Annotated in this window: 22 protein-coding genes and 3 other annotated features; of the genes, 2 read left to right on the plus strand and 20 right to left on the minus strand. The window is 39.1% G+C overall.

The genetic code is table 11. The features are described from left to right. Positions 1–14: 14 nt before the first annotated feature. The 4 genes from L2716_RS10565 to zapA all read right to left on the minus strand — a co-directional run bounded on the left by L2716_RS10565 (position 15) and on the right by zapA (position 5,168). On the minus strand, positions 15–2,372 hold the full coding sequence (locus tag L2716_RS10565) for an endonuclease MutS2 (protein ID WP_236334370.1): 2,358 nt from the start codon (positions 2,370–2,372) through the stop codon (positions 15–17). A 26-nt stretch (positions 2,373–2,398) separates the two neighbouring features. Beyond that, entirely contained in the window at positions 2,399–4,111 is a 1,713-nt protein-coding gene (polX, locus tag L2716_RS10570) for a DNA polymerase/3'-5' exonuclease PolX (RefSeq protein ID WP_236334372.1), read from the minus strand. A 258-nt stretch (positions 4,112–4,369) separates the two neighbouring features. Continuing rightward, complete coding sequence (locus L2716_RS10575; RefSeq protein ID WP_236334374.1) at positions 4,370–4,918, minus strand: CvpA family protein; 549 nt, start codon at positions 4,916–4,918, stop codon at positions 4,370–4,372. A gap of 4 nt (positions 4,919–4,922) precedes the next feature. Then, positions 4,923–5,168, minus strand: coding sequence for a cell division protein ZapA (zapA, locus tag L2716_RS10580; protein WP_236334376.1), 246 nt, complete (start codon positions 5,166–5,168; stop codon positions 4,923–4,925). Between the two features lie 234 nt (positions 5,169–5,402). Between zapA and rnhC the strand changes: the two genes are divergently transcribed. Further along, positions 5,403–6,356, plus strand: coding sequence for a ribonuclease HIII (rnhC, locus tag L2716_RS10585; protein WP_236334378.1), 954 nt, complete (start codon positions 5,403–5,405; stop codon positions 6,354–6,356). Positions 6,357–6,432: 76 nt separating this feature from the next. On the opposite strand, the gene pheT is transcribed toward rnhC, so the two are convergent. The 3 genes from pheT to L2716_RS10600 form a co-directional block, all read right to left on the minus strand. Continuing rightward, positions 6,433–8,865 carry a phenylalanine--tRNA ligase subunit beta gene (gene pheT / locus L2716_RS10590; protein WP_236334380.1) on the minus strand — a complete coding sequence of 811 codons (2,433 nt, stop codon included), beginning with the start codon at positions 8,863–8,865 and terminating at the stop codon, positions 6,433–6,435. 44 nt (positions 8,866–8,909) lie between these two features. Further along, positions 8,910–9,944: a phenylalanine--tRNA ligase subunit alpha gene (pheS, locus tag L2716_RS10595; protein ID WP_236334382.1), complete on the minus strand. Its 1,035-nt coding sequence runs from the start codon at positions 9,942–9,944 to the stop codon at positions 8,910–8,912. A gap of 198 nt (positions 9,945–10,142) precedes the next feature. Continuing rightward, positions 10,143–10,378: a binding site (T-box leader), on the minus strand. 69 nt (positions 10,379–10,447) lie between these two features. Next, entirely contained in the window at positions 10,448–11,209 is a 762-nt protein-coding gene (locus tag L2716_RS10600; RefSeq protein WP_236337856.1) for a TrmH family RNA methyltransferase, read from the minus strand. A 165-nt stretch (positions 11,210–11,374) separates the two neighbouring features. On the opposite strand from L2716_RS10600, the gene sspI reads away from it, so the two are divergent. After that, positions 11,375–11,581: a small acid-soluble spore protein SspI gene (gene sspI / locus L2716_RS10605; RefSeq protein WP_236334385.1), complete on the plus strand. Its 207-nt coding sequence runs from the start codon at positions 11,375–11,377 to the stop codon at positions 11,579–11,581. Positions 11,582–11,680: 99 nt separating this feature from the next. Here sspI and L2716_RS10610 read toward each other — a convergent pair whose 3' ends face one another. From L2716_RS10610 to nrdR, 13 genes are all read right to left on the minus strand, one after another. Next, complete coding sequence (locus L2716_RS10610; RefSeq protein ID WP_236334387.1) at positions 11,681–12,766, minus strand: M42 family metallopeptidase; 1,086 nt, start codon at positions 12,764–12,766, stop codon at positions 11,681–11,683. Positions 12,767–12,796: 30 nt separating this feature from the next. After that, on the minus strand, positions 12,797–13,297 hold the full coding sequence (locus L2716_RS10615) for a dUTP diphosphatase (protein ID WP_236334389.1): 501 nt from the start codon (positions 13,295–13,297) through the stop codon (positions 12,797–12,799). Between the two features lie 145 nt (positions 13,298–13,442). After that, positions 13,443–14,015, minus strand: a complete 573-nt coding sequence (locus tag L2716_RS10620) for a TVP38/TMEM64 family protein (protein ID WP_236334390.1) — start codon at positions 14,013–14,015, stop codon at positions 13,443–13,445. A 40-nt stretch (positions 14,016–14,055) separates the two neighbouring features. Then, a complete protein-coding gene (locus tag L2716_RS10625) occupies positions 14,056–14,316 on the minus strand; it encodes a DUF1294 domain-containing protein (RefSeq protein WP_236334392.1) in 261 nt (86 codons plus the stop codon). 201 nt (positions 14,317–14,517) lie between these two features. Next, positions 14,518–14,877 (minus strand): 50S ribosomal protein L20, encoded by a 360-nt coding sequence (rplT, locus tag L2716_RS10630; RefSeq protein WP_236334394.1) that lies wholly within the window; start codon positions 14,875–14,877, stop codon positions 14,518–14,520. Positions 14,878–14,968: 91 nt separating this feature from the next. Beyond that, positions 14,969–15,157: a 50S ribosomal protein L35 gene (gene rpmI / locus L2716_RS10635; protein ID WP_236334396.1), complete on the minus strand. Its 189-nt coding sequence runs from the start codon at positions 15,155–15,157 to the stop codon at positions 14,969–14,971. Positions 15,158–15,223: 66 nt separating this feature from the next. Continuing rightward, on the minus strand, positions 15,224–15,730 hold the full coding sequence (gene infC / locus L2716_RS10640) for a translation initiation factor IF-3 (protein WP_236334397.1): 507 nt from the start codon (positions 15,728–15,730) through the stop codon (positions 15,224–15,226). 80 nt (positions 15,731–15,810) lie between these two features. Continuing rightward, positions 15,811–15,943, minus strand: a sequence feature (ribosomal protein L20 leader region). Positions 15,944–16,366: 423 nt separating this feature from the next. Beyond that, on the minus strand, positions 16,367–18,301 hold the full coding sequence (gene thrS / locus L2716_RS10645) for a threonine--tRNA ligase (protein ID WP_236334399.1): 1,935 nt from the start codon (positions 18,299–18,301) through the stop codon (positions 16,367–16,369). Continuing rightward, positions 18,294–20,267: a threonine--tRNA ligase gene (gene thrS / locus L2716_RS10650; RefSeq protein WP_236334401.1), complete on the minus strand. Its 1,974-nt coding sequence runs from the start codon at positions 20,265–20,267 to the stop codon at positions 18,294–18,296. Before thrS (L2716_RS10650) ends, thrS (L2716_RS10645) begins: the two co-directional genes overlap by 8 nt. 67 nt (positions 20,268–20,334) lie before the next feature. Then, positions 20,335–20,558 (minus strand) — a binding site (T-box leader). Positions 20,559–20,625: 67 nt separating this feature from the next. After that, positions 20,626–21,495 carry a sporulation protein YtxC gene (gene ytxC / locus L2716_RS10655; protein WP_236334403.1) on the minus strand — a complete coding sequence of 290 codons (870 nt, stop codon included), beginning with the start codon at positions 21,493–21,495 and terminating at the stop codon, positions 20,626–20,628. Between the two features lie 130 nt (positions 21,496–21,625). Next, the gene (dnaI, locus tag L2716_RS10660; protein ID WP_236334405.1) at positions 21,626–22,561 is read right to left on the minus strand and encodes a primosomal protein DnaI; all 936 of its coding nucleotides are present in this window, start codon (positions 22,559–22,561) and stop codon (positions 21,626–21,628) included. Between the two features lie 12 nt (positions 22,562–22,573). Further along, entirely contained in the window at positions 22,574–23,974 is a 1,401-nt protein-coding gene (locus L2716_RS10665; RefSeq protein ID WP_236334407.1) for a replication initiation and membrane attachment family protein, read from the minus strand. 84 nt (positions 23,975–24,058) lie between these two features. Then, entirely contained in the window at positions 24,059–24,520 is a 462-nt protein-coding gene (nrdR, locus tag L2716_RS10670; RefSeq protein WP_236334409.1) for a transcriptional regulator NrdR, read from the minus strand. Positions 24,521–24,658: the final 138 nt, after the last annotated feature.

Genomic DNA, 24,658 nt, shown 5'->3' on the forward strand with positions numbered 1-24,658 from the left:
GATTGTGTTTAACTCTATTTGAGTCCAACAATTGTAACGCCACTTCCACCTTCACCAGCAGATCCAAATCTGGTACTCTTCACATTCGGGTGTTCTTTCAAGAAAGATTGAACACCATTTCGTAGTGCACCCGTTCCTTTTCCATGAATGATTGAAACTTGGGGATAACCAGCTAATAAGGATTCATCAAGAAATTTATCTACTGCTCGTAATGCATTGTCATACCGCTCTCCACGTAAATCGAGTTCAGGTTTTCGTACAGAACTTCCCTCTACACGTACGACCGGTTTCGTTTCAGGCTTTTTTTCCTGTTTAACTTGTTCTAGTTCATTCGCTTTAACGGTCATCTTCATAATGCCAACCTGTACTTGATATTCATTGGGACCGACTTTGTCAACGATGTGACCTTTTTGATTAACCGTCAATACTTTCACTTCTTCACCTGGCTTAAGATTTTCAGGCACCTTAGCCTGTTTTGATGTCTTCTTCTTGAACGATTTACTTTTATTTGGTGTTGCTTCATCTAGCCGCTTTTGTGCTTCAATCAACTTATGTTCTTTCACATTACCATGGTCTTTTTGATATGCTCTAAGCTCTTTTAAAATTTCATCAGCTTCTGCCCTTGCATTTTCCACTGATTTCTTAGCTTCATTTTCAGCTTTTTCGTATAACTTGTCCTTATATTGATCGAATTCTTGCATCTTTCGCTCTAAGTCTTGTTTTAATTGTTGTGCTTCGCGATTAATATCATTCGCTTCAGACCGCTCTTGTTCTGCCTGTTTTTGAGCATTTTCCAAGGAAGCAATCATCACATCAATTTTATTATTATCCTCACTAATGTGCGAGCGAGCGTCTTCTATAATTCGATCATCGAGACCGATTCTTCTAGAGATTTCAAATGCATTACTTCGACCTGGGACACCAATCAATAAGCGATAAGTTGGTCGTAAAGTTTCCACATCGAATTCCACACTCGCATTCATAACACCTTCTCGATTATAGGCGTAAGCTTTCAATTCACTATAGTGGGTAGTTGCCACAATCTTTGATCCCCGTGCATTTACGTAATCGAGAATAGAAATGGCTAATGCGGCACCTTCAGTTGGATCCGTTCCTGCACCTAACTCATCGAACAAGACGAGAGACTTGAAATTGACCTGATCGAGAATGTTAACGATGTTTGTCATATGGGAGGAGAAGGTACTTAGATTCTGTTCTATAGATTGTTCATCACCAATATCGGCATAGATCGATTCAAAAACCGTCACTTCCGATTCTTCTTCAACTGGGATTTGTAGACCTGATTGGGCCATTAAAGAAAGAAGTCCAATTGTTTTTAACGTAACGGTCTTACCACCCGTGTTTGGACCTGTTATGACTAGAGAGTTATATTCCCCACCTAATTCCACATCGATCGGTACAACTTCATCTAATGGAATCATCGGATGACGCGCACGCTTCAATTTCATATATTGCTGATCATTGATTTTCGGTTTAACAGCTTTAATAGAATGGCCATAGCGTGCTTTTGCAAAAATAAAATCAATTTCGGATAAAACTGTTACATTATGACTTAAAAAGCTAGAAACTTCTGCAACAAGGTCGCTTAACGATTTAAGGATTCTTTGTATTTCTTGGTGTTCTTTACTTTTGGCTTCTTTTAATTGGTTATTGATTGTCACAACAGCTTGAGGCTCTATAAATAACGTCGCGCCTGAAGCGGATTGGTCATGAACCATACCTCCAAATGCTGAACGATATTCCTGTTTAACGGGAATGACATATCGGTCATTTCTGATGGTGACAATCGTGTCTGAGAGCATTTTTTGTGTTTTCGATGATCGGATGATTGATTCTAGCTTCTCCCGAATTCGTGATTCATAGCTTCGTAATTGTTGTCTGATCGTTCGGAGCGCTGGACTAGCTGTATCCATCACATGTCCTTGGTCATCAATACACTCTTTTATTTTCTGTTCTACTTCAATTAGAGGATCAATTTGGTCTATGAAATCAGATAAGATTGGCAAATCTACCTCATCTTCCAACATGCCTTCTATAAATCTCTTGAACCTTCTTCCTCCATAAATGGTAGTACCAATGTCCACTAATTCTTCAGGACTTAAAATACCGCCAATCTCTGTACGTTTAATAGAAGCACGAATGTCACGTATTCCACCTAACGGCACATTGCCCTTCAACCTTAATACTTGAGCCCCTTCATCAGTACTATTTTGCTGATGTGTAACATCCTCATAATTCGTCCAGGGTGTTAGATGATTAACCTTTTCTTTACCTAATGAGGATGAAACATGCTCACTTAATTGATGCTTAATCTTTGTATATTCTAGTACTCTTAAAATACGGTCATTCACGGAAAAGCCTCCTGTTACGTTTCACTTTACTTATGTCGGTTCAAAAAAGCACGAAACTCATTAAGCGTATAGGTATTTAAAACGTTCTCCTTACGTAAGAGAGCCGCTTGACCAACATTCACACCGATGTCCATGTGATCAAGTGTTTCATGAACATGCGCATCCGTATTAATAGCGACCTTAACACCTTTATCTTGTGCTTTCGCTAACCATTCTGGAGCAAGATCCAATCGATTTGGATTTGCGTTCAGCTCTAATGCTGTATTTGTCTTAGCTGCAAGATCAATTAGCGCATTCACATCTACTGCATATCCATCTCTCCGTCCGATAATTCGACCAGTAGGGTGTGCAATTAAGTCCACATGTGGATTATTCAGTGCCGTTTCAAGCCGTTTCATAATGGTATCTTCATTTTGAGAAAATGCAGAATGAATCGAAGCAATGACAAAATCAAGTTTTTCCAGTAGTCCATCATCGTAATCTAACGTACCATCTGGCAAAATATCCATTTCTATTCCTGAGAAAATAGTAAAGTCATCGTACTTCTCATTCACCCTGCGGATTTCTTCCTGTTGTTTTAAGATTCGTTCTGGCGTGAGTCCATTAGCAACAACAAGGTATTGGGAGTGGTCCGTTATGACGATATGGCTATACCCCTGATTCCTAGCAGCTTCTGCCATCTCCTCAATTGAGTTCGCTCCATCACTCCAAGTCGTATGCATATGCAAATCACTTTTGATATCTTTCCGTTCTAAATAAGGAACAGAATCTTGAAAGATTTCCAGTTCACTTTTTCCTTGTCTTATTTGTGGAGGAATATAAGTTAAACCAAAGTGACGAAAGAAATCCTCTTCTGTCTTAAATCTAGTAATTTCGCCAGTTTCTGCATCCTCAACACCGTATTCACTAATTTTCTCAGATCGCGACTTAGCTAATTGTCTCATTTTCACATTATGATCCTTTGAACCTGTGAAATGGTGCAGGGTTGTAGCGAATTCTTCTGGTTTAACGAGACGAAAATCCACTGAAATATCGTAATCATACGTGACAACAACGGATACCTTCGTAGATCCAGAAGCGATCACATTCGTAACATTTTCAAGGTCCTCGAGTAATGGTACAACTTGTTCAGGTGTTTGAGTACCGATAATAAAATCAATATCCTTAATCGTCTCACTATACCTGCGGATACTACCCGCTCGAGAATAACGTTCTACATCCTTCATTTGTTCTAGTTGCTCTTCAATCCGCTCTGTGATCGGAAGCATCATAGCAATTGGAAGTCTCTCAGGTCTTTTACCATAGTCTTCTATCGCTTCAAGAATCTTCTCTTCCGTTTTCTTACCGAATCCCGACATCGCCTGTACTTTGTTCGTTTCACAGGCTTCTTTTAAAGACTGAATGTCAGTTATACCTAATTCATGATAGAGCTTTGAAATTTTCTTTCCACCAAGTCCTGGTAGGTTCAAGAGACCTATTAAACCGTCAGGAAGCTCTTCCTTCAACTCTTCAAGCAGTGAGGATTGTCCGGTTTCTATCATCTCTTCAATGACAGATAAGGTTCCTTTACCGATGCCCTTCAAGTTAGAAATATCATCTATTTCATCAAGCGATCGGGAATCACTTTCTAATGCTTGCGCAGCCCTTCGATAAGCTGAGATTTTAAAACTATTTTCACCTTTAATTTCCATATATAAAGCAATTTGCTCCATCATTTTTATAATCAACTTTTTATTCATAGGAAACTCACCCCAAGAAATACTAGTAGCTTATATGTAAGATTTAATAACTGTGTGATCAGTGTCGCAAATTTCTTTTCATCACAACTTTTGACGCAGGTATATATCCAAAATAACAATCACTGCCTGAAACCGTCACGTCCTGTGACAACGGCAGTACTAACACGTCCTGTGTGTTGGTAATTCGCCGTTAATAAATAGACAATTTTTAGACACCCACTATAGATGTAGAAAAAGGATAAGTCTCCTTATCCCTAACTAAATCTCCGTATTAATTTCTGCAATCCAAATACTCTTTATTTTCTCAGAGAAAACGGGTGTGTGTTCTACCATTGCTTTTGCAATAAAGGAGTCTGACATTGCGGATTGAACCGTATTGATTGGAACTAATGCTGCGATGTACAAGAATAGGAAAATCACTAGATATATTTCTACAAATCCAAGTACGCCACCTAACCAACCATTGATTGTACGTAAAATCGGTAAGTCTGCAAGAAAATCGAGCATTGATCCTAGTATTTGCAAAAGAATTTTAGTTCCGAAGAAGAGCATGGCAAATGCAATCGCACGGTAGTATGCATCTTCAAGAAATCCAGCGTTCATAAATATGGCTAAACTACTTCCTTCAGAAACTGTTGGGTACGGAACCCATAGTCTTAGTTTGGGGGCCAATTCATCAAAATAGAGATATGCAATAACAAATGCAGCGATGAACCCTGTTAAATGGACAAGTTGAAGGACAAGTCCTCTTCTCAGTCCTACAAAGAATCCAACAATTAATACCCCAATTAAAATTAAATCGATCATCCTTTTATTCCTCTTTCTTTCCCTCTAATTGTCTGACTCGTTCTTGCAGTTTCAGATAATCATTGGTGATATTTACAGCAGTCAATACTGCAAGCTGTTTCGTATCCAAATTGTTGTTTTGATGACGAATTTCTCTCATTCTTTTATCGACAATATTCGCTACTTTATTTACGTGTCCAGCACCTTCTTCACCTATTACAGTGTATTGCTGGCCAAATATATGTACGGTTGTTCTGTTATCGTTAGACACCCAAAAGCCTCCTAACTCGTAAATGACTACTCATTATCTTAACATGAACCGATAAGAATGGGAATAATGAGACCTTTGTTTTATTACATTATTTGACAACCTTTTTGTTGTTTATTCTAGTTTACTTAATATGTAAATCTGATTTCAAGTATATTTCTATTCGCGAAAGTCTTAACTGCTCCGTTATAATGGTTATAGACAAATATTTATTAAAGAAACGAAGGTGAACGAGAGATGGCAAATGCTGTATTGAAACTTAGCAATGAAGAAATTGAAAAGATAAAAAAATCCTATCAAGCATACATACAATCTAACGTTCCGCAAGGTGGACTATTCGTAGCCAAATTAACTGGCTGTACGGTAACTGCATATAAGTCCGGAAAGATATTATTTCAAGGCCCAGCTGCTGAACAAGAATCATCTCGTTGGTCTTCTGAACAAAATATCGTACCGAAAAAAAATAAGGACGCTAAGAAGCGAAAACAGCATGCTTTTCTCCCCCCTGATCATGTATCATCGATGTCCATCATTGGTTCAGACGAAGTAGGGACTGGTGATTTCTTCGGACCAATCACTGTAGTAGCTGCATTTGTTTCTAAAGCGCAAATTCCACTCGTAAAAGAGCTTGGTGTCAAGGACTCTAAGTTAATGAAAGATCCACAAATTATCGAGATTGCAAAAAGCTTAATACAAACGATCCCTTATAGCTTGATGGTTCTGCCTAATCCAAAGTACAACGCTCTTCAAGCTAAAGGGATGACCCAAGGCAAAATGAAAGCGATGCTCCATCAGCAAGCGATTGAAAAAGTGCTCGCTAAGCTTTCTAACGTAAATGAAGCAGAAGGTGTATTGATCGATCAATTTTGTGAACCTGAAATATTTTTCAGGCATACCGGCAGCAAACCGAGTACAAAACCGCCATTCTATTTTGATACGAAAGCAGAAGAAATTCATTTGTCAGTGGCTGCTGCATCAATCATCGCACGCTATGCATTTCTAAAAAAGATGGATGAAATTTCTGAGCAAGCAGGTATGACCATTCCAAAAGGAGCTGGCCCGATCGTTGACCAAGCAGCTGCCAAAATCATTATGAAACATGATTTAGCATTCCTAAACAGTTTAAGTAAATCCCATTTTGCAAACACTCAAAAGGCGATGAAGCTAGTGAATCAAAAGCGTAAAGGTTAAGGTGCTTATACCTCGTTTCAAGTAGTAGGAGAACAGGAAAAGGGTAGACGACCTCAATGGCGTCTACCCTTTCTTATTATCCTCTCATTGTTGCGTTAAATTGATCCTTCACATGTTCAATGACTTTATGGTGCACTTTTTCTACATCTTCATCAGTCAATGTTTTTTCTGGGTTGTAATAAGTCAATGAGTAAGCAACCGATTTCTTGCCTTCATCCATATGCTCACCTTCATAAAGGTCAAAGATGGACACATGCTTCAGCAACTCTCCACCAGCAGCCTTTATTCCCGTTTGAACATCACCAGCTTGAACATCTTGATCTAGAATCAATGCGATGTCTCGAGTAATGGATGGATATCGTGGTAACGCATTATAAATGACTGGAGGAACATCAGCATGAAACAGTTCATCAAGATCCAGTTCAAATAAATACGTTTCTTTTACATCCCAGTCCTTTTGATCAGCAGGATGTAATTGTCCCACTACCCCGATTTGTTTGCCATCAAGAAGTAAAATAGCGGTTCTACCTGGGTGGAACCCTTCACGTTTGGCTTGTTGATACTCCACTCGATCACTCAAACCAAGCTTCGCGAACAGACCATCCAATATACCTTTTACAACATAAAAATCAACTTGTTTCTTTTCTTGTTGCCAAGGATGCGATCTCCATAAGCCAGAGAATGCTCCCGCTAGCTTCTGATGTTCTGTCGGCAATTCCTTAAGTTCAGTTTGTTCAGTTACGTATGTTGAACCTACTTCGAATATTGCCACATCATTCATTTGTCGGTTTTGATTGTATTGAACGACTTCTATAAGTTGTGGAAGAATCGTACGCCTTAATACTGCGCGTTCTTCACTCATCGGCATAGAAACCGAAACATATTCCAGCTTCCCATTTGTTTCTTTCCCACTATATTGGTTTGCCTTTGACTTTGTCGTTAATGAGTAGGTAATGGCTTGATAAAGACCTGCTCCTTCTAGATAACGTCGAACAAGACGACGTTTTTTCTGAGCAGAATTTAACTCACCAGGAGTAGTTGATCCAACCGGAAGTGTCGCCGGAATTAAGTCATACCCATAAATACGTCCGATTTCTTCAATTAAATCCTCTTCTAAAGTGATGTCAGGACGTCGTGTTGGTATTTCAACATGGAAGACGTCACCTTCAACTTCATAAGAAAACCCGAGACGGTTGAAAATTTCAATAATGGCATCATTATTGATAGATGTCCCTAATACTTTGTTTGCTCGAGATGCACTCACACTCACCTTGTAGCAATCAACATGACGAGGTCCGTCCTCAACGATTCCTTCTAAAACTTCACCACCTGCGATTTCTTCAAGTAATTGAGCCGCACGACTTGCTGCTTCAAACACCCGATTACGATCGATGCCTTTTTCAAAGCGAGTTGAAGACTCACTTCGAAGTCCAAGATCTTTCGAAGCTTGACGAACAATCGATGGATTGAAGTAGGCAGATTCAAGTAAAACGGTCGTCGTTTGATCTGTTACTTCTGAATCAGCACCACCCATTACACCTGCTACTGCGACTGGAACGCTCCCATTTGTAATGACGAGGTGATCAGCTTCCAGTTTCCTCGTTTCATCATCTAACGTCACAATCTCTTCTCCAGAGGATGCACGACGAATGACAACCTCTTTCGATCCGAAACGATCATAATCAAATGCATGTAAAGGCTGGCCATATTCTATGAGCACATAGTTCGTTATATCAACCACGTTATTAATTGGACGAATGCCAGCAGCAATTAACCGACTTTGCATCCATTCAGGAGAAGGACCCACTTTAATATTCCGAATGATTCTTGCACCATAATAAGGGTTATCCTCTTGATCATCTATTTTTACAGTAATGTAGTCATTTGCAGAATCACTAACTTCTTTTATAGAAGGTTTGGCTAAGTTAAGTTCTTTATTAAGAACTGCTGAAACTTCATAAGCGACACCCATCATGTTCAGGCAATCTGCTCGGTTTGGTGTTAATCCTAACTCTAAAATATGATCATCTAAATTCAGAAGTGATAGAGCATCAACACCTACCTCTGCATCCTCAGCTAGGACATAAATGCCATCTGCAAATTCTTTTGGTACCATTTTAGAATCCACACCGAGTTCTTCTAATGAACATATCATTCCATGTGAAGCTTCACCACGGAGTTTTGCTTTCTTAATTTTGAAATTCCCTGGTAATACAGCCCCGACTTTTGCAACTGCCACCTTTTGTCCAGCAGCAACATTTGATGCCCCGCAAATAATTTGTACAGGTTCTTCTTCACCAATATTTACACTACAAACATTCAATTTATCAGCATTTGGGTGTTGTTCGCACGTTTCTACATGCCCTACAACAACTCCGGAAATCCCATCGTTTAAGGATTCTACTCCTTCAACTTCAATTCCACTTTTCGTAATACGATCCGCCAAATCATTAGGCTGAACCCCATCAAGATCTACATAATCCTTTAACCAGTTATAGGATACTAACATTGTTTCTCACTCCTTATATACTATGTTCAAACGAGAGTCGCACTTTAAGCCCGTTTAAATTGCTCTAAGAACCTAATATCATTCGCGTAAAAATGTCTGATATCATCTATGCCGTACTTTAACATTGCAATTCGCTCTGGACCCATTCCAAATGCAAATCCAGTGTATTCTTTTGAATCGAACCCAGCCATTTCAAGTACGTTTGGATGCACCATTCCGGCTCCTAATATTTCGATCCATCCTGTACGTTTACAAATAGAACAGCCCTTTCCATTACATTTAAAGCAAGATACATCTACCTCTACTGAAGGTTCTGTGAATGGGAAGAAGCTAGGACGTAGTCGGATTTCTCTTTCCTCACCGAATAATTTCTGAGCGAACATAGTGAGCGTCCCCTTTAAATCACTCATTCGAACATCCTTATCAACGTACAAACCTTCAATTTGCATGAATTGATGGGAGTGAGTAGCATCATCTGTGTCTCGTCGGTATACCTTACCTGGGCTAATAATCTTAACAGGTCCTTTTCCTTCATGCTTTTCCATTGTGCGAGCTTGAACTGGAGATGTTTGTGTACGAAGTAAAAGATCCTCAGTAATGAAAAATGAATCCTGCATGTCTCGCGCTGGATGATTTTTCGGTAAGTTCAGTGCTTCAAAGTTATAATAATCCGTTTCGACTTCTGGACCTTCCGCAATCGTAAAGCCCATCCCAATGAATAGATCTTCAATTTCTTCAACTACGGATGTTAATGGATGTGCATTCCCTTTACGTACAGGACTACCTGGGAGAGTCACATCAATGGTTTCACTACTGAGTTGCTGGTCCAAAGCTTCTCTTTCAAGTTGTTCTTGCTTTACTTCTACTTTTTTTGTAATGACTTCACGTACATCATTTGCAAGCTGACCCATTTTCGGACGTTCTTCAGCAGGTAGTTTCCCCATACCTCTCAACACTTCCGTAATTGGTCCCTTTTTACCTAAGTACTCAACACGAATATCTTGTAACCCTTTTAGTGATTCTGCCTTTTCAATCTTTTCAACAGCTTCACTCTGCAAGCTCATTAATCGTTCTTGCATAACAGTTCCTCCTTCAACATTCTAAATAATGGCATTCAAATTTTTTTCTATAGAAAATTTCAAAAACTACAATCAATAAATCCGCATTAACCGACGGATTCTTCGTCGAGGTTTAACATAACATCATCGAATCAACGGAAAATGTGTGGACCAAAGGAGAGCAAAAGTGTTTTGAAACCAAAAAGAACCCCCATCCCACAAAGGGACGAAGGTTCGCGATACCACCCTAATTAACAATAATAAATAACATCATTGTTCACTCAATATACGTAACGGCATAACCGGCACAATCTTAGCTCATCAAAAAATGACCAGTGTTCGAAAGGCAACTCCGGGCTGAATTCCATTACTGCAACCATAAACATGCTCTCAGTCTTTGACATGTTCTCCCTAAATGGCGAAAATAATGTACTACTTCCCATCATCGTTATTCACAACATATATAATTGTTATCTACTACTGTATTATAAAAGTTCCCATCCGTTCATGCAACTATTATAAGCCTATTCCTGCAGCTTTAAACCATAAAGTAAAATACCTGCAGCAACTGCTACATTCAACGATTCTGCATTTCCATAAATCGGAACATACAAATTTTGATCCGTCTGTTCTAATAACTCAGACTGAACACCTTTCGCTTCGTTACCAAAAAGAATCGCATAGCTGCCATCAGGTTTTTCAGACGTATATGGAATCCCACCTTCCAAGGCTGTTCCATATACTTTTACTCCCTCTTCCTTCAAACGAGGAATCCAGTTTTTTAAGTCACCTTTAATAACAGGTAAGTGAAAAATCGATCCTTGTGTTGAACGGAGCACCTTACTGTTGAATAGATCTACCGTTCCTTCACCGAGAATCACGGCATCTACACCAGCACTATCACCCGTCCGGATAATCGTCCCTAAATTCCCTGGGTCCTGAATGCCATCAATGAGTATGTACGTACCATTCTTATTTAGGGTCAAATCTTGTTTTTGAAACTTAACAATGGCGACGATCCCTTGGGGCGTTTCTGTTTCAGTTAATTCCTTGATTACTTCATCGTTCGTCAACCAAGTTGTCACATTCCCCGTATGCCATTCACTAGGAATACGGAACGTTTCTTCAATAATTAAATCTGTTACTTCAGCATGATGTTGTAGGGCTTCTTCTATAAGGTGTGGCCCTTCTATAATGAAAGATCCTGCTTTTTCTCTACCTTTTCGATTTTTAAGCTTTTTCCACTCTTTAACCCGACCATTTTTCGGAGAGGTAATTCGATTCATTCTCTTCATTCCTTCAATAAATAGTCCATTCCATTGTGTAATCGGTGGAATAATAATGCTATTATACGTGAATTTCATACATAATCCAATGATACTGGATAAAAACTATCAACATACAAATGCTATGAGCAATACTCCAATTTCAAATAACGAGGTGAACGAGAAATGGATTTGAACTTAAGAAAAGCAGTATTGGCTAATGTTACTGGTAACAGTACAGACGAATTACAAAATACGATCATGGAAGCAATCAATAGCGGTGAAGAGAAGATGCTACCTGGCCTAGGTGTTTTGTTTGAAGTCATCTGGGAAAACTCAAATGATCAAGAAAAGAACGAACTCTTAGCAACACTATCTGAAGGACTTCAATAATCACTACTTAAAATCTCCATTAACATTAAGAGGGGCTGTCTAGAAAGTCAGTGAAAACTGACCTTCTGACAACCCCTTTTTGTTTAACGCAATTCTGCTTTAACAATTGATAATACTGTCGACTTTTTTCTGATCAAGACCTTTGATGATTTCTACCATCAATCTAACTGTATTTTCATAATCGTCTCGATGTATCATTGATGCATGTGTGTGGAGATAACGTGTAGCAATAGTGATTGATACAGCTGGCACTCCGTCGTGACTGATGTGGATATTTCCGGCATCCGTTCCACCGCCAGCCGTTGTGTCAATTTGATATGGAATGTTGTTTTTCTCCGCTACCTCAAGCACATAATCTCTTAAACCTCGGTGGGCGATTGTCCTTGCATCATAAATAATAATTTGTGGACCTTCACCAAGTACTGATAACGCATCCCGATCGGTCACACCAGGAGTGTCTCCCGGGATACCTGTATCAACCGCTATAGCTAAATCTGGATTGATCGCATTCGCTGCCGTTTTCGCCCCTCTTAAACCAACCTCTTCTTGTACTGTACCAACACCATATACAGTGTTTGGATGTTTAATTTTCTTCAGGTGTTTAAACGTGTCAATAACGATCGCACAGCCAATCCGATTATCAAACGCTTTTGCAAGCAGCATTTTTGGGTTACTCATAACAGTAAATTCGAAATAAGGTATGACCGAATCTCCTGGTTTAACACCAATCTCCATTGCATTTTCTTTACTTGAAGCCCCAATATCAATATACATGTCTTTAATTGGAACAGGCTTTTTCCTAGCTTCTGGACTAAGTATGTGTGGTGGTTTTGAACCGATCACACCTATTACATCGCCAGCCTTTGTTTTTATCGTTACACGTTGAGCAAGCAAGACTTGACCCCACCATCCACCAACCGTTTGAAAACGAAGGAATCCCTTGTCGTCTATTCTTGTTACCATGAAGCCAACTTCATCAAGGTGTCCTGCTATCATAATACTAGGACCAGACTTCGGACCTTTTTTCTTAGCAATTAGGCTACCTAAATTATCACAATAAACTTCGTCGGCATATGGTTGAATATAATTTCGCATGATTTCCCGCGGTTCACCTTCATCGCCAGGTATTCCTTTCGCATCGGTTAACTCTTTAAGCATGGTAAGCGTCTCGTCTAATGTCTTCATGTAAGATCCTCCTGATGTTTGAACGTAATGTTAATACCCTTGGTCTTGTCGAGTATGGTTCACTTCGTTCTTTGATAAATATGCGTGATTCACTTCTTCTGCTGTGAATCCTAATAATCGTCCAATCATCAGATAGTCTTCCATTAAAGTAACGTAATTATTGACGTCATTGCGATTGTTTTTTAGTATCGTAAGATCTTCATAAACTTTGAGGAATGCATCCACTAAGCTTTCTTGTATTAACTCTGGTACTTGCATTTGCTTTGGAACATCATAAGGTAGGATGATACCAAGAGAAAGCAGGAAATGCAGGCCATCCACGAACTCTTCAAGAATGACTTCTTTATCGGATGGAGCTTTTGAACTCCAGAATTTAAAGCATCTTGTTTCATTTGCAAGCTCTCCGACTTCCACTTGTAGCGCAAGTATTTTCTTATCAATTAAGTCTTCATTTTCAAGACCTCGATCTCGTTCGATACGGCGATCAAGCTCGTTTTGCATCTCAAATAGTGATTGTAACTGTAAATTCATTTTGCATCCCCTTTCCAATTCAGCTCTACAAAAGTATATCAATGTTTGAAGCGATTCGAAAATCAGATGTTTCAATGAAAAAAAGACCAAGTATATTACTTGATCTTGTTATGTCTTAAAAAATCTGATATTAAGGAAAACAGGGTTATCTAGCCTCTGCAAAGAAATCCTGCCATTTATAAACCCACTCTTTTTTCCTCAAGGTGTAAAATAATACTGCCAGAATGAACAGGATTGAAATCATCCAATTAACTGTGAGTTGATTGAGCCAATTCCCTAATGAAGTATACACAAGTGCAAGAGGGACATTCGTAAATAAAGATACTTTTGTATATTCTTTAAAATTCCGAGTGATTTCTATTAAGCAAAGCGAAATGAGATGAAAGTGTAGAAATGGTACTAGACGAAGGATTGTAATTTGACCTACTGACAACGCCGAACGTTTTCCAAACCATCTTTCCTTCAAACTCATGAATCTGCTGTAGGATTTCGGAATCGATTTCACTAAAAAATAAAAATACAGACTGACGAGGGTAATGCCAATCAAAGAATAGATCGTACCGAACACGGCCCCGAACACAACGCCGCCCAAGATACAAATGAAACCAACTGGTATAAACAAAAATTGCCTGAGTATATGCAGGAATATAAATAGGATTGGAGCTAATGCACCGCTCTGACCAAGCCATTGGATGAGTTGCATCGCATGCTGTTCCATCTACATCCCCCCGTATACTATCCATATGAATTAAGCGGCTTTAATAGACGTACCAATAGAGAATGCCAATTGCTTGGAATGCAATGATCATCGGTACACCATATTTAAAAGAAGCATGTTTCGTCTTATGGCGGAACATACGCATGCCAAGGAAAATCCCAACCGCTCCACCTATGATCGCGACAATCCATAAATGCCCTTCTGAAATTCTCCATTGCTGTCGTTGTGCTTTTCTCTTATCAACAAACATTATGATAATGCCATATAGATTTAGAACGATTAGTACAGAAAGTAAGATCATCTTTTCCCTTTCCTTTTCTTTGCATTTGATTTTCTTGTGAATGGAATCGCGCTAGCTGGCTGGTTTACGAAACCATTATATATATTTCAAGTATCGAGGACTTCTTTCTATCCGCCATATACTGCTTTCCGGGTATTGCGGATCGTAAGGTCCCTTTTTTATATGTAAAAAAAGGGGTGACTAATAGTCACCCCTTCTCATTTATGCTTTTAGGCTATCTTTAGCTTTGCTTGCTAGTTCAGCAAATGCTTTTTCGTCGTTGACTGCAAGATCAGCAAGCATCTTACGGTTAACGTCGATTCCAGCTTGCTTCAATCCGTGCATCATGCGGCTGTAAGAAATTCCATTCATACGAGCTGCAGCATTGATGCGTGTAATCCACAATTTGCGGAAGTCACGTTTCTTTTGACGACGGTCACGGTACGCGTAACGTAGTGATTTGAAGACTTGTTGTTGTGCAACTTTAAATAATTTATGTTTAGCACCAAAATAACCTTTTGCTAATTTTAATACGCGCTTACGACGACGGCGCGTTACATAGCCACCTTTTACTCTTGGCATTGTAATCCCTCCTGATTTTTATCTCTATAAAAGATATATAATTCGATTCTGTCCAAAGAAATCAATTAGACTTTTTGAACAGCTTAATAATTTAGATCATGTCTTTGATACGCTTGTAATCTCCACTTGATACAAGGGCAGACTTACGAAGCTTACGCTTTTGCTTTTGAGATTTGTTACGGAACATGTGGCTAGTGAATGCGTGTGCACGCTTCAACTTTCCAGATCCAGTTTTCTTAAAACGCTTAGCAGTCCCTTTATGAGATTTCATTTTAGGCATAGTAAAGTTCCTCCTTATGAATACTTGTACATCCTTTTTCCAAATCAGTCATAACAGTAAAACGAATTACTGTTGTTCAGCAAGTGGAGCAAGGATTAAAAACATACTACGACCTTCCATCTTCGGTTTGGATTCAATCGTACCAAACTCTTCACACTCTTTTGCCATTCGCATGAGTACGTCACGTCCGAGTTCAGAGTGAGTAATCGCACGACCGCGGAAGCGGATGGAAGCTTTTACTTTGTTTCCTTTTTCAAGAAACTTCTTCGCATTTCGAAGCTTTGTATTGAAATCGTGTTCTTCAATATTCGGACTCAGACGAACTTCCTTCGTCGTAATCGTTTTTTGATTCTTACGCGCTTCTTTTTCTTTCTTTTGTTGCTCATAACGGTACTTACCGTAGTCCATAATCCGGCATACCGGCGGTTTTGCGTTAGGGGCAACAAGAACAAGATCAAGGTTTGCGTTTTGTGCAATTTCAAGTGCTTCTTGACGAGTTTTCACACCAATTTGATCTCCATTGGCGCCAATTAGGCGTACTTCGCGAGCGCGAATGCCATCGTTGACCATCATGTCCTTACTAATAATGAGCCACCTCCATCGATTTTTACAACCTAATATCATCTTGTAAATGCAAATCTATTTTTTTGTTTCAAATAGAAAAAGCGTCGGCGCATACTACACCCACACTGAAATACCGATTTCGTAAAAAATCTAGTCATCATACCTACCGGCTGCACATTCATGCGCCAATCAGGTGAGAAGCGGGTGCTTCTGCTTTCTATACAAGAATATTTGATTATCACATTAGAATCATAGCATCGATGCTGTTCACATGTCAAGTTAAGACCTGTGTAACATTCAACTTTTATAGCATATCTCATCTTTTGAACAAATTCAAGAAGAATTTTTATTAACTAAAGTTTTACGAACAGAGTTGGACGTGTATCAGGTTCATTTTTATTGACAGTTCGAGCCTTATTATTTAGCTTCAAGTAAAAAATCTTCTGATTGGCCTTTGATTCGGGTCGTCTTAGGGAAGTTCGTTCCTCACTTGTGGAACTTTTCTCCTCACTTGTGGAACTTTCCTCCTCACTTGTGGAACTTCGCTGTCCACTTGGGGAATTTAGTTCTTGATTACTATCAAGCAAGTCTCAAGATTGCACCAATAAAATAAGACGCCCCTTTATAGGACGTCTCATCACTAACTTAGCTATGTTCAACTTCTCCAAGTAGCTTCTCTTTAAAGCTTTCGAAAGGAACTGTTTCTGAATCCTGTTCACCATACTTTCGGACATTAACCGCATTGGATTCAATTTCTTGATCACCAACGACTAGCATGTAAGGAATCTTCTTCATTTGTGCTTCTCGGATTTTATAACCGATTTTTTCTTCACGAGAATCAACTTCAACGCGAATACCACTTGCTTTCAAATCTTCATTCACCTTATATGCATAATCCATATGAACAGAAGAGACTGGAATCACCTTCGCTTGAACAGGTGCTAACCAAGTAGGTAGTGCGCCTTTATATTCTTCAATTAAGAATGCTACAAATCTTTCCATCGTTGATACTACACCACGGTGAATAACGACTGGACGGTGATCTTGACCATCGCTACCTTTATAAGTCAAATCGAAACGTTCTGGTAAATGGAAGTCAAGCTGCACTGTGGAAAGTGTTTCTTCCTTACCTAGTGCAGTTTTCACTTGAACATCAAGCTTCGGACCGTAGAATGCTGCTTCACCTTCAGCCTCAACGTAATTCAAATCCATATCTTCCATTGTTTCCTTAAGAAGTGCTTGTGCTTTTTCCCACATTTCATCGTTATCTACATACTTCTCTGTATCAGCTGGATCACGATAAGATAGGCGGAATTTATAATCGTTAATTCCAAAGTCTTTATACACTTTCTGAACCAATTTAACGACACGGATAAACTCATCTTTCAACTGGTCTGGTCGAACAAAAATATGCGCATCATTTAAAGTCATAGAACGTACCCGTTGCAATCCAGCTAACGCGCCTGACATTTCATGACGGTGCATCGTACCAAGTTCAGCTATACGGACTGGAAGGTCACGATAACTGTGCATCGCATTTTTATAAACCATCATATGATGAGGGCAGTTCATCGGACGTAGCACAAGTTGTTCATTTTCCATTTCAATGGCTGGATACATGTCCTCTTGATAATGATCCCAGTGCCCAGAAGTTTTATAAAGCTCGACACTACCGAGATGCGGTGTATACACGTGATCGTAACCAAGCTTCACTTCCGTATCGACGATATATCGCTCGATTACACGACGAATCGTTGCGCCCTTAGGCAGCCAAATCGGCAAACCTTGACCTACCTTTTGTGAAATCGTAAAGATCTCTAATTCTTTCCCTAGCTTACGGTGGTCACGTTCCTTAGCTTCTTCTAAGAAATGAAGATGCTCTTCTAATTCCGCCTTTTTGTTGAAGGCTGTGCCGTATACACGTTGTAGCATTTGATTATCGCTATCTCCGCGCCAGTAAGCGCCTGAAATATTCATCAATTTGAAGATTTTCAGCTTACTCGTTTGTGGAACATGGACGCCTCGACATAGGTCAAAAAATTCCCCTTGATGATAGAGTGTAATATCTTGATCCTCTGGTATAGCCTCAACGAGTTCAACCTTCAGCTCATCGCCCATTTCTTTATATCGACGAATCGCCTCTTCACGACTAACTTCTTCACGTTTGATCTCTAGGTTCTCATCTACGATCTTCTTCATTTCCTTTTCGATTTTAGGGAAATCTTCTTCAGTAAGTCGAGATTCCATATCGATATCGTAGTAAAATCCATTTTCAATGACTGGACCGACACCAAGTTGGATCTTCTCGTCCTTAAAGACACGCTTAATTGCTTGTGCCATTAGATGAGCCGTACTGTGACGAATAATTTCAAGCCCTTCATCAGAATCAGGCATGACGATTGTGATTGCCCCGTCACGTTCGATCGGTTGACGTAAGTCCAATAAAGTGTCGTCTAGTTTTCCAGCGATCGCTTTCTTCTTCAACCCAGGGCTGATCGAAAAGGCAATCTCTTCTGTTGTTATTCCTTTATCAAATTCTTTAACCGCTCCATCTGGGAACGTAATATTCACTTTAGACATGGTTCACACTCCTATGTTTTTCAATCTTTTTTGTTTCTATATCCTGTAAAATCAGGCTTAGGAAGTCATCGAAATTATGAATTTGAGAATGAGTCTCTTTGTACTTTCTCACATTGACGGTTTGATTTTCAACCTCATTGTCACCTACGACAATCGTATATGGAATTTTGCTCATTTGAGCATGTCGCATTTTATATCCGAGTTTCTCTTCCCGATTATCCAGTTCAACTCGAATCTGTTGATCCAGCAGCTTTTTATATAAATCTTTTGCATAGGCTTCATGTACCTTGGAAACGGGCAACACCTTTACTTGTACAGGTGCAATCCAGGTTGGGAAGGCGCCTGCAAAATGTTCAACTAGAATGCCTAAGAATCGATCAATTGAACCAAATACTGCTCGATGAATAACTACGGGTCTGACTTTATCGTTGTTTTCATCGACGTAAGTAAGATCAAATTTATCTGGCATTTGGAAGTCTAGCTGTATCGTTGCACATTGGTGGCTTCTTCTTAAAGCATCACGGATATGAAAGTCGATTTTAGGGCCGTAGAATGCGCCGTCCCCTTCGTTTAATGAATAATCAATGCCCAAGTCGAGCAATACATTTTTCAGAGCCCCTTCCGCTTGGTCCCATAATACGTCACTCCCCATAGAATCCTCTGGTCGAGTGGATAACTCTACACTATACTCGAAACCAAACGTTGAATAGATCTGATCAATCAGTGCAAATACCGACTTAATCTCTCCTTCAATCTGTTCTGGAGTCACGAAGATATGAGCATCGTCCTGGCAAAACGTTCTAACTCGGATCATCCCATTCAATGCCCCACTGTATTCATGACGGTGAACTTGCCCGAACTCTGCCATTCTGATTGGAAGGTCTCTATATGACTTGAGTGTATCTTTGTATATCAACATGTGTCCTGGGCAGTTCATCGGTTTTAACGCAAACTTCGTATTGTCCACCTCTGAAAAATACATATTGTCTTTGTAATGGTCCCAGTGACCTGACTTTTCCCATAGTCGTTGATTCATCATCAGCGGCGTTCTAACTTCATCGTATTGATTTTTCATCTGTAATGATCTCGAAAAAGATTCCAGTTCATTTCGAATGAATTGACCATTTGGTAGATAAAATGGCATGCCAGGTGCTTCTTCAGAGAACATGAACAACTCGAGTTCTTTCCCTAACTTCCTGTGATCCCTTGCCTTGGCTTCTTCTATAAAATGAATGTGTTCATCTAGTTCAGATTTTTGATCGAACGCCGTTCCATAAATGCGTTGTAGCATTTGGTTGTTGCTATCACCGCGCCAATACGCACCTGAAATGTTCATCAATTTAAACACTTTCAGCTTACTCGTTTGTGGTACATGGACACCTCGGCATAGATCAAAGAATTCACCTTGATGATAGAAGGTGATGGGTTGTCCTTCAGGGATCGCCTCAATGAGCTCTACCTTTAAGGCATCGCCCTTTTCTTTATACCTACGGATCGCTTCATCTCGTGTCACTTCTTCTCGAGTGATCGCAAGATTTTCACCTACGATCTTCTTCATTTCTTTCTCAATCTTAGGCAGATCCTCTTCTGTAAGACGGTATTCCATATCGATATCATAATAAAATCCATTTTCAATAATAGGTCCAACTCCAAATTGAATATTCTCATCTTGAAATACTCTTTGAGTAGCCTGTGCCATTAAATGCGCTGTACTATGACGGAGGATATCTAAACCGTCTTTCGAATCAGGCATGATAATGGTTAACTCACCACTTTCATGAATGGGGCGGCGATAATCAATCAATTGACCGTTTAACTTCCCTGCTATCCCTTTCTTTTTCAGTCCAGGACTGATAGAACCTGCGATTTCTTCGGTTGTAACGCCACTCTCATATGTATGTTTTGAACCATCTGGAAATAGAATTTCTATCTTCGCCACGCGTAGCGCCTCCCTATTACAACCCATTTTGATTTTGTTAAAGAATCATCAGCAAACATAAAGTATTGCCAATATAAAAAACACCCGTCCCTAGGAAAGGGACGAGTGTTATACTCGCGGTTCCACCCTCGTTCCGACACAAGTATGTGCCGACACTTGGAATTAATTAACGGTCATTTAACCGTCAACGGATACTATTCGTTCACCGTTGATGTTCAGAGGTGGTAAGTCTATTTGATACGGTGAAGTGCTTTCAGCTAATGCCCTTCTCTCTGGAAACCAGTTCTAAATGACTCATGTCCTCATCATTACTTTGGTATAGTTGTTTTGTTATGTAGTATTATATTCAGTTCACCAAAGAAAATCAAGCCTATTTTTGCAGCACTTACAAATTTTGTTTGCGGACTTGATAAGATCGACATGGTAAAATTCGAACCCGCTCCTGAAAAATGTTTTGGATTGTCTGATTCATAGACGCATCTTCTTCATCCGTGTACAAGCAAATTTTTGTCGGGGCTATAACAATCAACAATTTTAATAGGTCTGAAGCTATGAACTCATCAAATGTATTCCGATTATCTTTCAAAATACTAGCAATATCCTTTTCATTCAATTCATACTCATGTTCATTACACACCTTATACTGTTCGTCTAGATGTCTAAGGTGAACAGTTGAGAAAAGAGAAACACGTGTTTTCACGAATTGTCTTAATTGGTGAATGAATTCTTGGTACTCTTGTTCTAATTTAAATTCATCAATTGCACACTCAATGTATTCTTCTAACAACTCTCTATAAGGCTTTAATCTAAATTGCAAAAAGGACTCATATGAAAACATCATGTCACAATCAAAAAAACTTTCAAATGCGTTTGTAATGACTTCCTCCCTCATTGGGAGTCCACTAATTTGGGGCAAATCATCATGGCTGCCTTCTAGTAAAGCTTGTACGATGGTTAATATTTGCTGCTGCTCATCTTTGTCTTTGAAGTAATATTGATGTTCCAAAATCCTCAAAATCCAACCCGTTTCTCTTGTGCGAATAATATGTTTCGCAAAAAAATTCAAAAGCGTCGGCTTGATCATGTCAGTAACTGAATTAAAGGGATCAAGATCTATCTGCAACGCATGATCTTCCGAATAAGTTACCTTCACGGGAGTAGACCGGTTGGATGTGTGATGATTGCTTAGTAGCTTAGAAACGCGCTTATACAAATAATGGCCTTCGTTTTCATCTAAGAAATAGATCGTAACCAACCTTTATCCTCCTTGTCCATATTCATTGCTACAATATATGAAGGATTAGGAAGATTATTCAAGAATCTGTATTTATTCAATTAATCCATAGAAAAAAGAGCTGTCAGAACAGCTCTTTTTTCTATAACATTTAATTCACTCTTCGATTAGCCCCATTCAAATTAACAGGGGTAGTGAAATGTTTAATTCGTTCCATGATCCGCTTCGCTTTTAATTGTTCAATACCAGCCTTTTGTGAATAGGCTAAGTGTTCCTCTAGCTCATCGTAATCATAATTGGACGTATAGCATGTAGGGAGTTTTTCCATCATCCGGTACTGAAGAATGGAGCCTAAAATTTCATCTCGTACCCAGCTAGACATCGACTCTGCTCCAATATCGTCGAGTACTAATACAGGTGCTTTCTTAATGACATCTAACTTTTCATCGACCGTTTGATCTCCGATTGACGTTTTCATTTCTCTGAAAAAGTCAGGTGTGTATACGAGCATCGTTTGGATTTTTTTCTTCGCAAGTGCATTAGCTATTGCGCCCATCAAAAAAGTCTTTCCTACTCCAAAGCTACCATGAATATATAATCCTTTCGCTTCTATATCAGGGTCGGATACAGATTCCACGAATTTGGCAGCTTTTAAGGTTGCTTGATACCGCTCTGTGTCCTTTTTATCAAATTGATCAAAAGTTGCAGAGAGAATATCTCGCGGGATAAAATAGCTTTTAATTAAGGATTGTAATTTCTCTAGTTCATCATTCTCCTCTTTACTTCGGCAACGATTGTAAGTAATATCAATAATTCCTCCATTAATAAAAAGCTCTGGCTCATACCCTTTGATCATGTTGTGACAATGCGCGACATCCTGACAGCCTTTGCAATCTTTAGTGCCTTCTACGTATTCAAGTAGTCTAGGCAGACTCCGTTCAATCATCTCTTCAGTAATATAAGGATGAGCTTGATAGAATGCTTTCCAATCGGGGTGCGATAATACTTTACTTTTTACAGCCATCAGTTGCTTTTGTACTTTTGTGCGATCGCTGAATCCTTGCATTGATTGAGATATCGATTTCAACTGTTACACCCCCTATAATCCTTTCAAGTATTCTTCTAACCATTTTTCTTCAGATTCTGATACTGACTTTTTCTCTTCCTTGGTTGTGTTCTCTTCTTTTTTTGTTGATTGATCCTCTTGTTGAGAGGCCATCCATTTCGGAAGCTTGTCCTTACGAACGTTGTTTCTCTGATAGGATCGATTATTTGGATTCGATTTCTTTTGTTTATAAGCTTGGTAATTTTGATGTTCTGCCTTAGCAAGCGCCATAGCTTCACGTACACTCGTAATTTTCTTGCGCTTCCACTGGCTTGCGATCTTTTCAACGTGACTCTGAATTAATTTCATATCATTCGTGTTAAGTACATAATCAATCAAGACATTGATCACGCCGATCGGGAGCTTTTGATCAAACATGATTGAATCAATAACTTTCAAGTCAGCGCTCGCTGCTCTTCCACCTTCACTATATCTTTCTAATAACGCTCTCGGTGAAATCGTTTCAAACGTCTTCACCATCATCTCTTCGCGAGATAGTTCAGGTTGTTTTTCATGTGTCTGTGTTGTATCTTGTTGTTTCCTTTCACTCAACCTAGGTAATTGTCCGGGCTTTTCAATTTTATACCATCGTTGGACCTCTTGCCTTAGCGAAGTAGGCGTCAATTCATCATCTCTAAAGTATGCTTGTTGTACAATACTACTCATTTCTAAAGGTGAGATTCTATATATGAACGCAAGACGATAAATTGAATCCTTAATACTTTCCGTCAAAACTTCTGCCGGGATAATGAAACTACTCAAATCTCTGACGAGAGTTTCAAAGTCAAAATCCTCATTAGAAAACTTCGGAATACTCTGTTCTTGATTCTCACTTTTGTGCTGGTGATTCTTATCAGACTGGTGAAATTCAGAATTCAAGCCGGCTCTCATTTCTGATTGATGCAAGGAACTAAACACATCATTAAAGTTTGCAGTTACTTCTTTATAATCTTCATCATGACCTACTTGTTCTAAGCAAATACGTTTCTTTATTTCTAAATATCGTTCTTTTCCTAAACGACCATATAAATAAACACTAAGCACATCATCTTGAAAAAATTGTTCAGGCTTCAAAACAGGCTGCAATTCATATGTGAATTTCCGTTCATCATCTGTGCTTTTTTGAAACGATTTTAACAATCCAATTGCTTCAAGCTTTTTACGCTCTTCAAATATATGCTGCAAATTCATTTGGGTATGGTTCATTAAACTGTGGTGAGTTGATTCACCAGTAAATCGTTCACTAAATAACGTCATATATAAGCTATACGCTTTTGCACCAATTAATGGTTGATACAAAAGCGTGACAACTTTCAACTCTTCGAAATGTATGTGACCACTGCTCTGAACTTGATAACGATCAACAGGCAGTATTTCTTTCCAATAATTAACCATTCATCTTCACCTAATTTAATCATTCTTCGTAAGAATACAATAAAAAATCATATAGAGAAAAAGAGCTTATGTACGTTAAGCTCTCTACTCGTTCTCTTTCTTTAAAAGTTCCTTAAGTTCATCGATAAAAACGTTAATATCCTTAAATTGTCGGTACACTGAGGCAAAGCGGACATATGCGACTTCATCAATACTAGCTAATTGATCCATGACGCGTTCACCAATATCCTTACTTTGGATTTCTGAAACACCATCATTTCGCAAATCCTTTTCAACGGTATTGACCACTTCTTCTAGCTGTTCAAAAGGAACCGGACGCTTTTCACATGCTTTAATCAAACCACGCAAAATTTTATCCCTGTTAAACTCTTCCCTCGTGCCTTCTTTTTTGACGACGACAAGTGGAATTTCTTCGACCGTTTCAAATGTAGTAAACCTGTAATTACAAGCTTCACATTCACGTCGACGACGAATTGAACGTCCACTATTTACAGGGCGAGAGTCTAATACCCTTGTTCCGTTATTTTGACAATTTGGACACCTCATGTAACCAACCCCATGATCGATGAACGGACTTTTTTATTCAATCAACCGTTCTCGAATTAATAAACTACCTCTATATAATGATAGTAGAAAGGTCGTCCCGTGACAAGCGATTTCAAACGCGGATAAATCTCTCCATTA

This window comes from Pseudalkalibacillus berkeleyi, assembly GCF_021608225.1.
Taxonomy (GTDB): domain Bacteria; phylum Bacillota; class Bacilli; order Bacillales; family Fictibacillaceae; genus Pseudalkalibacillus; species Pseudalkalibacillus berkeleyi.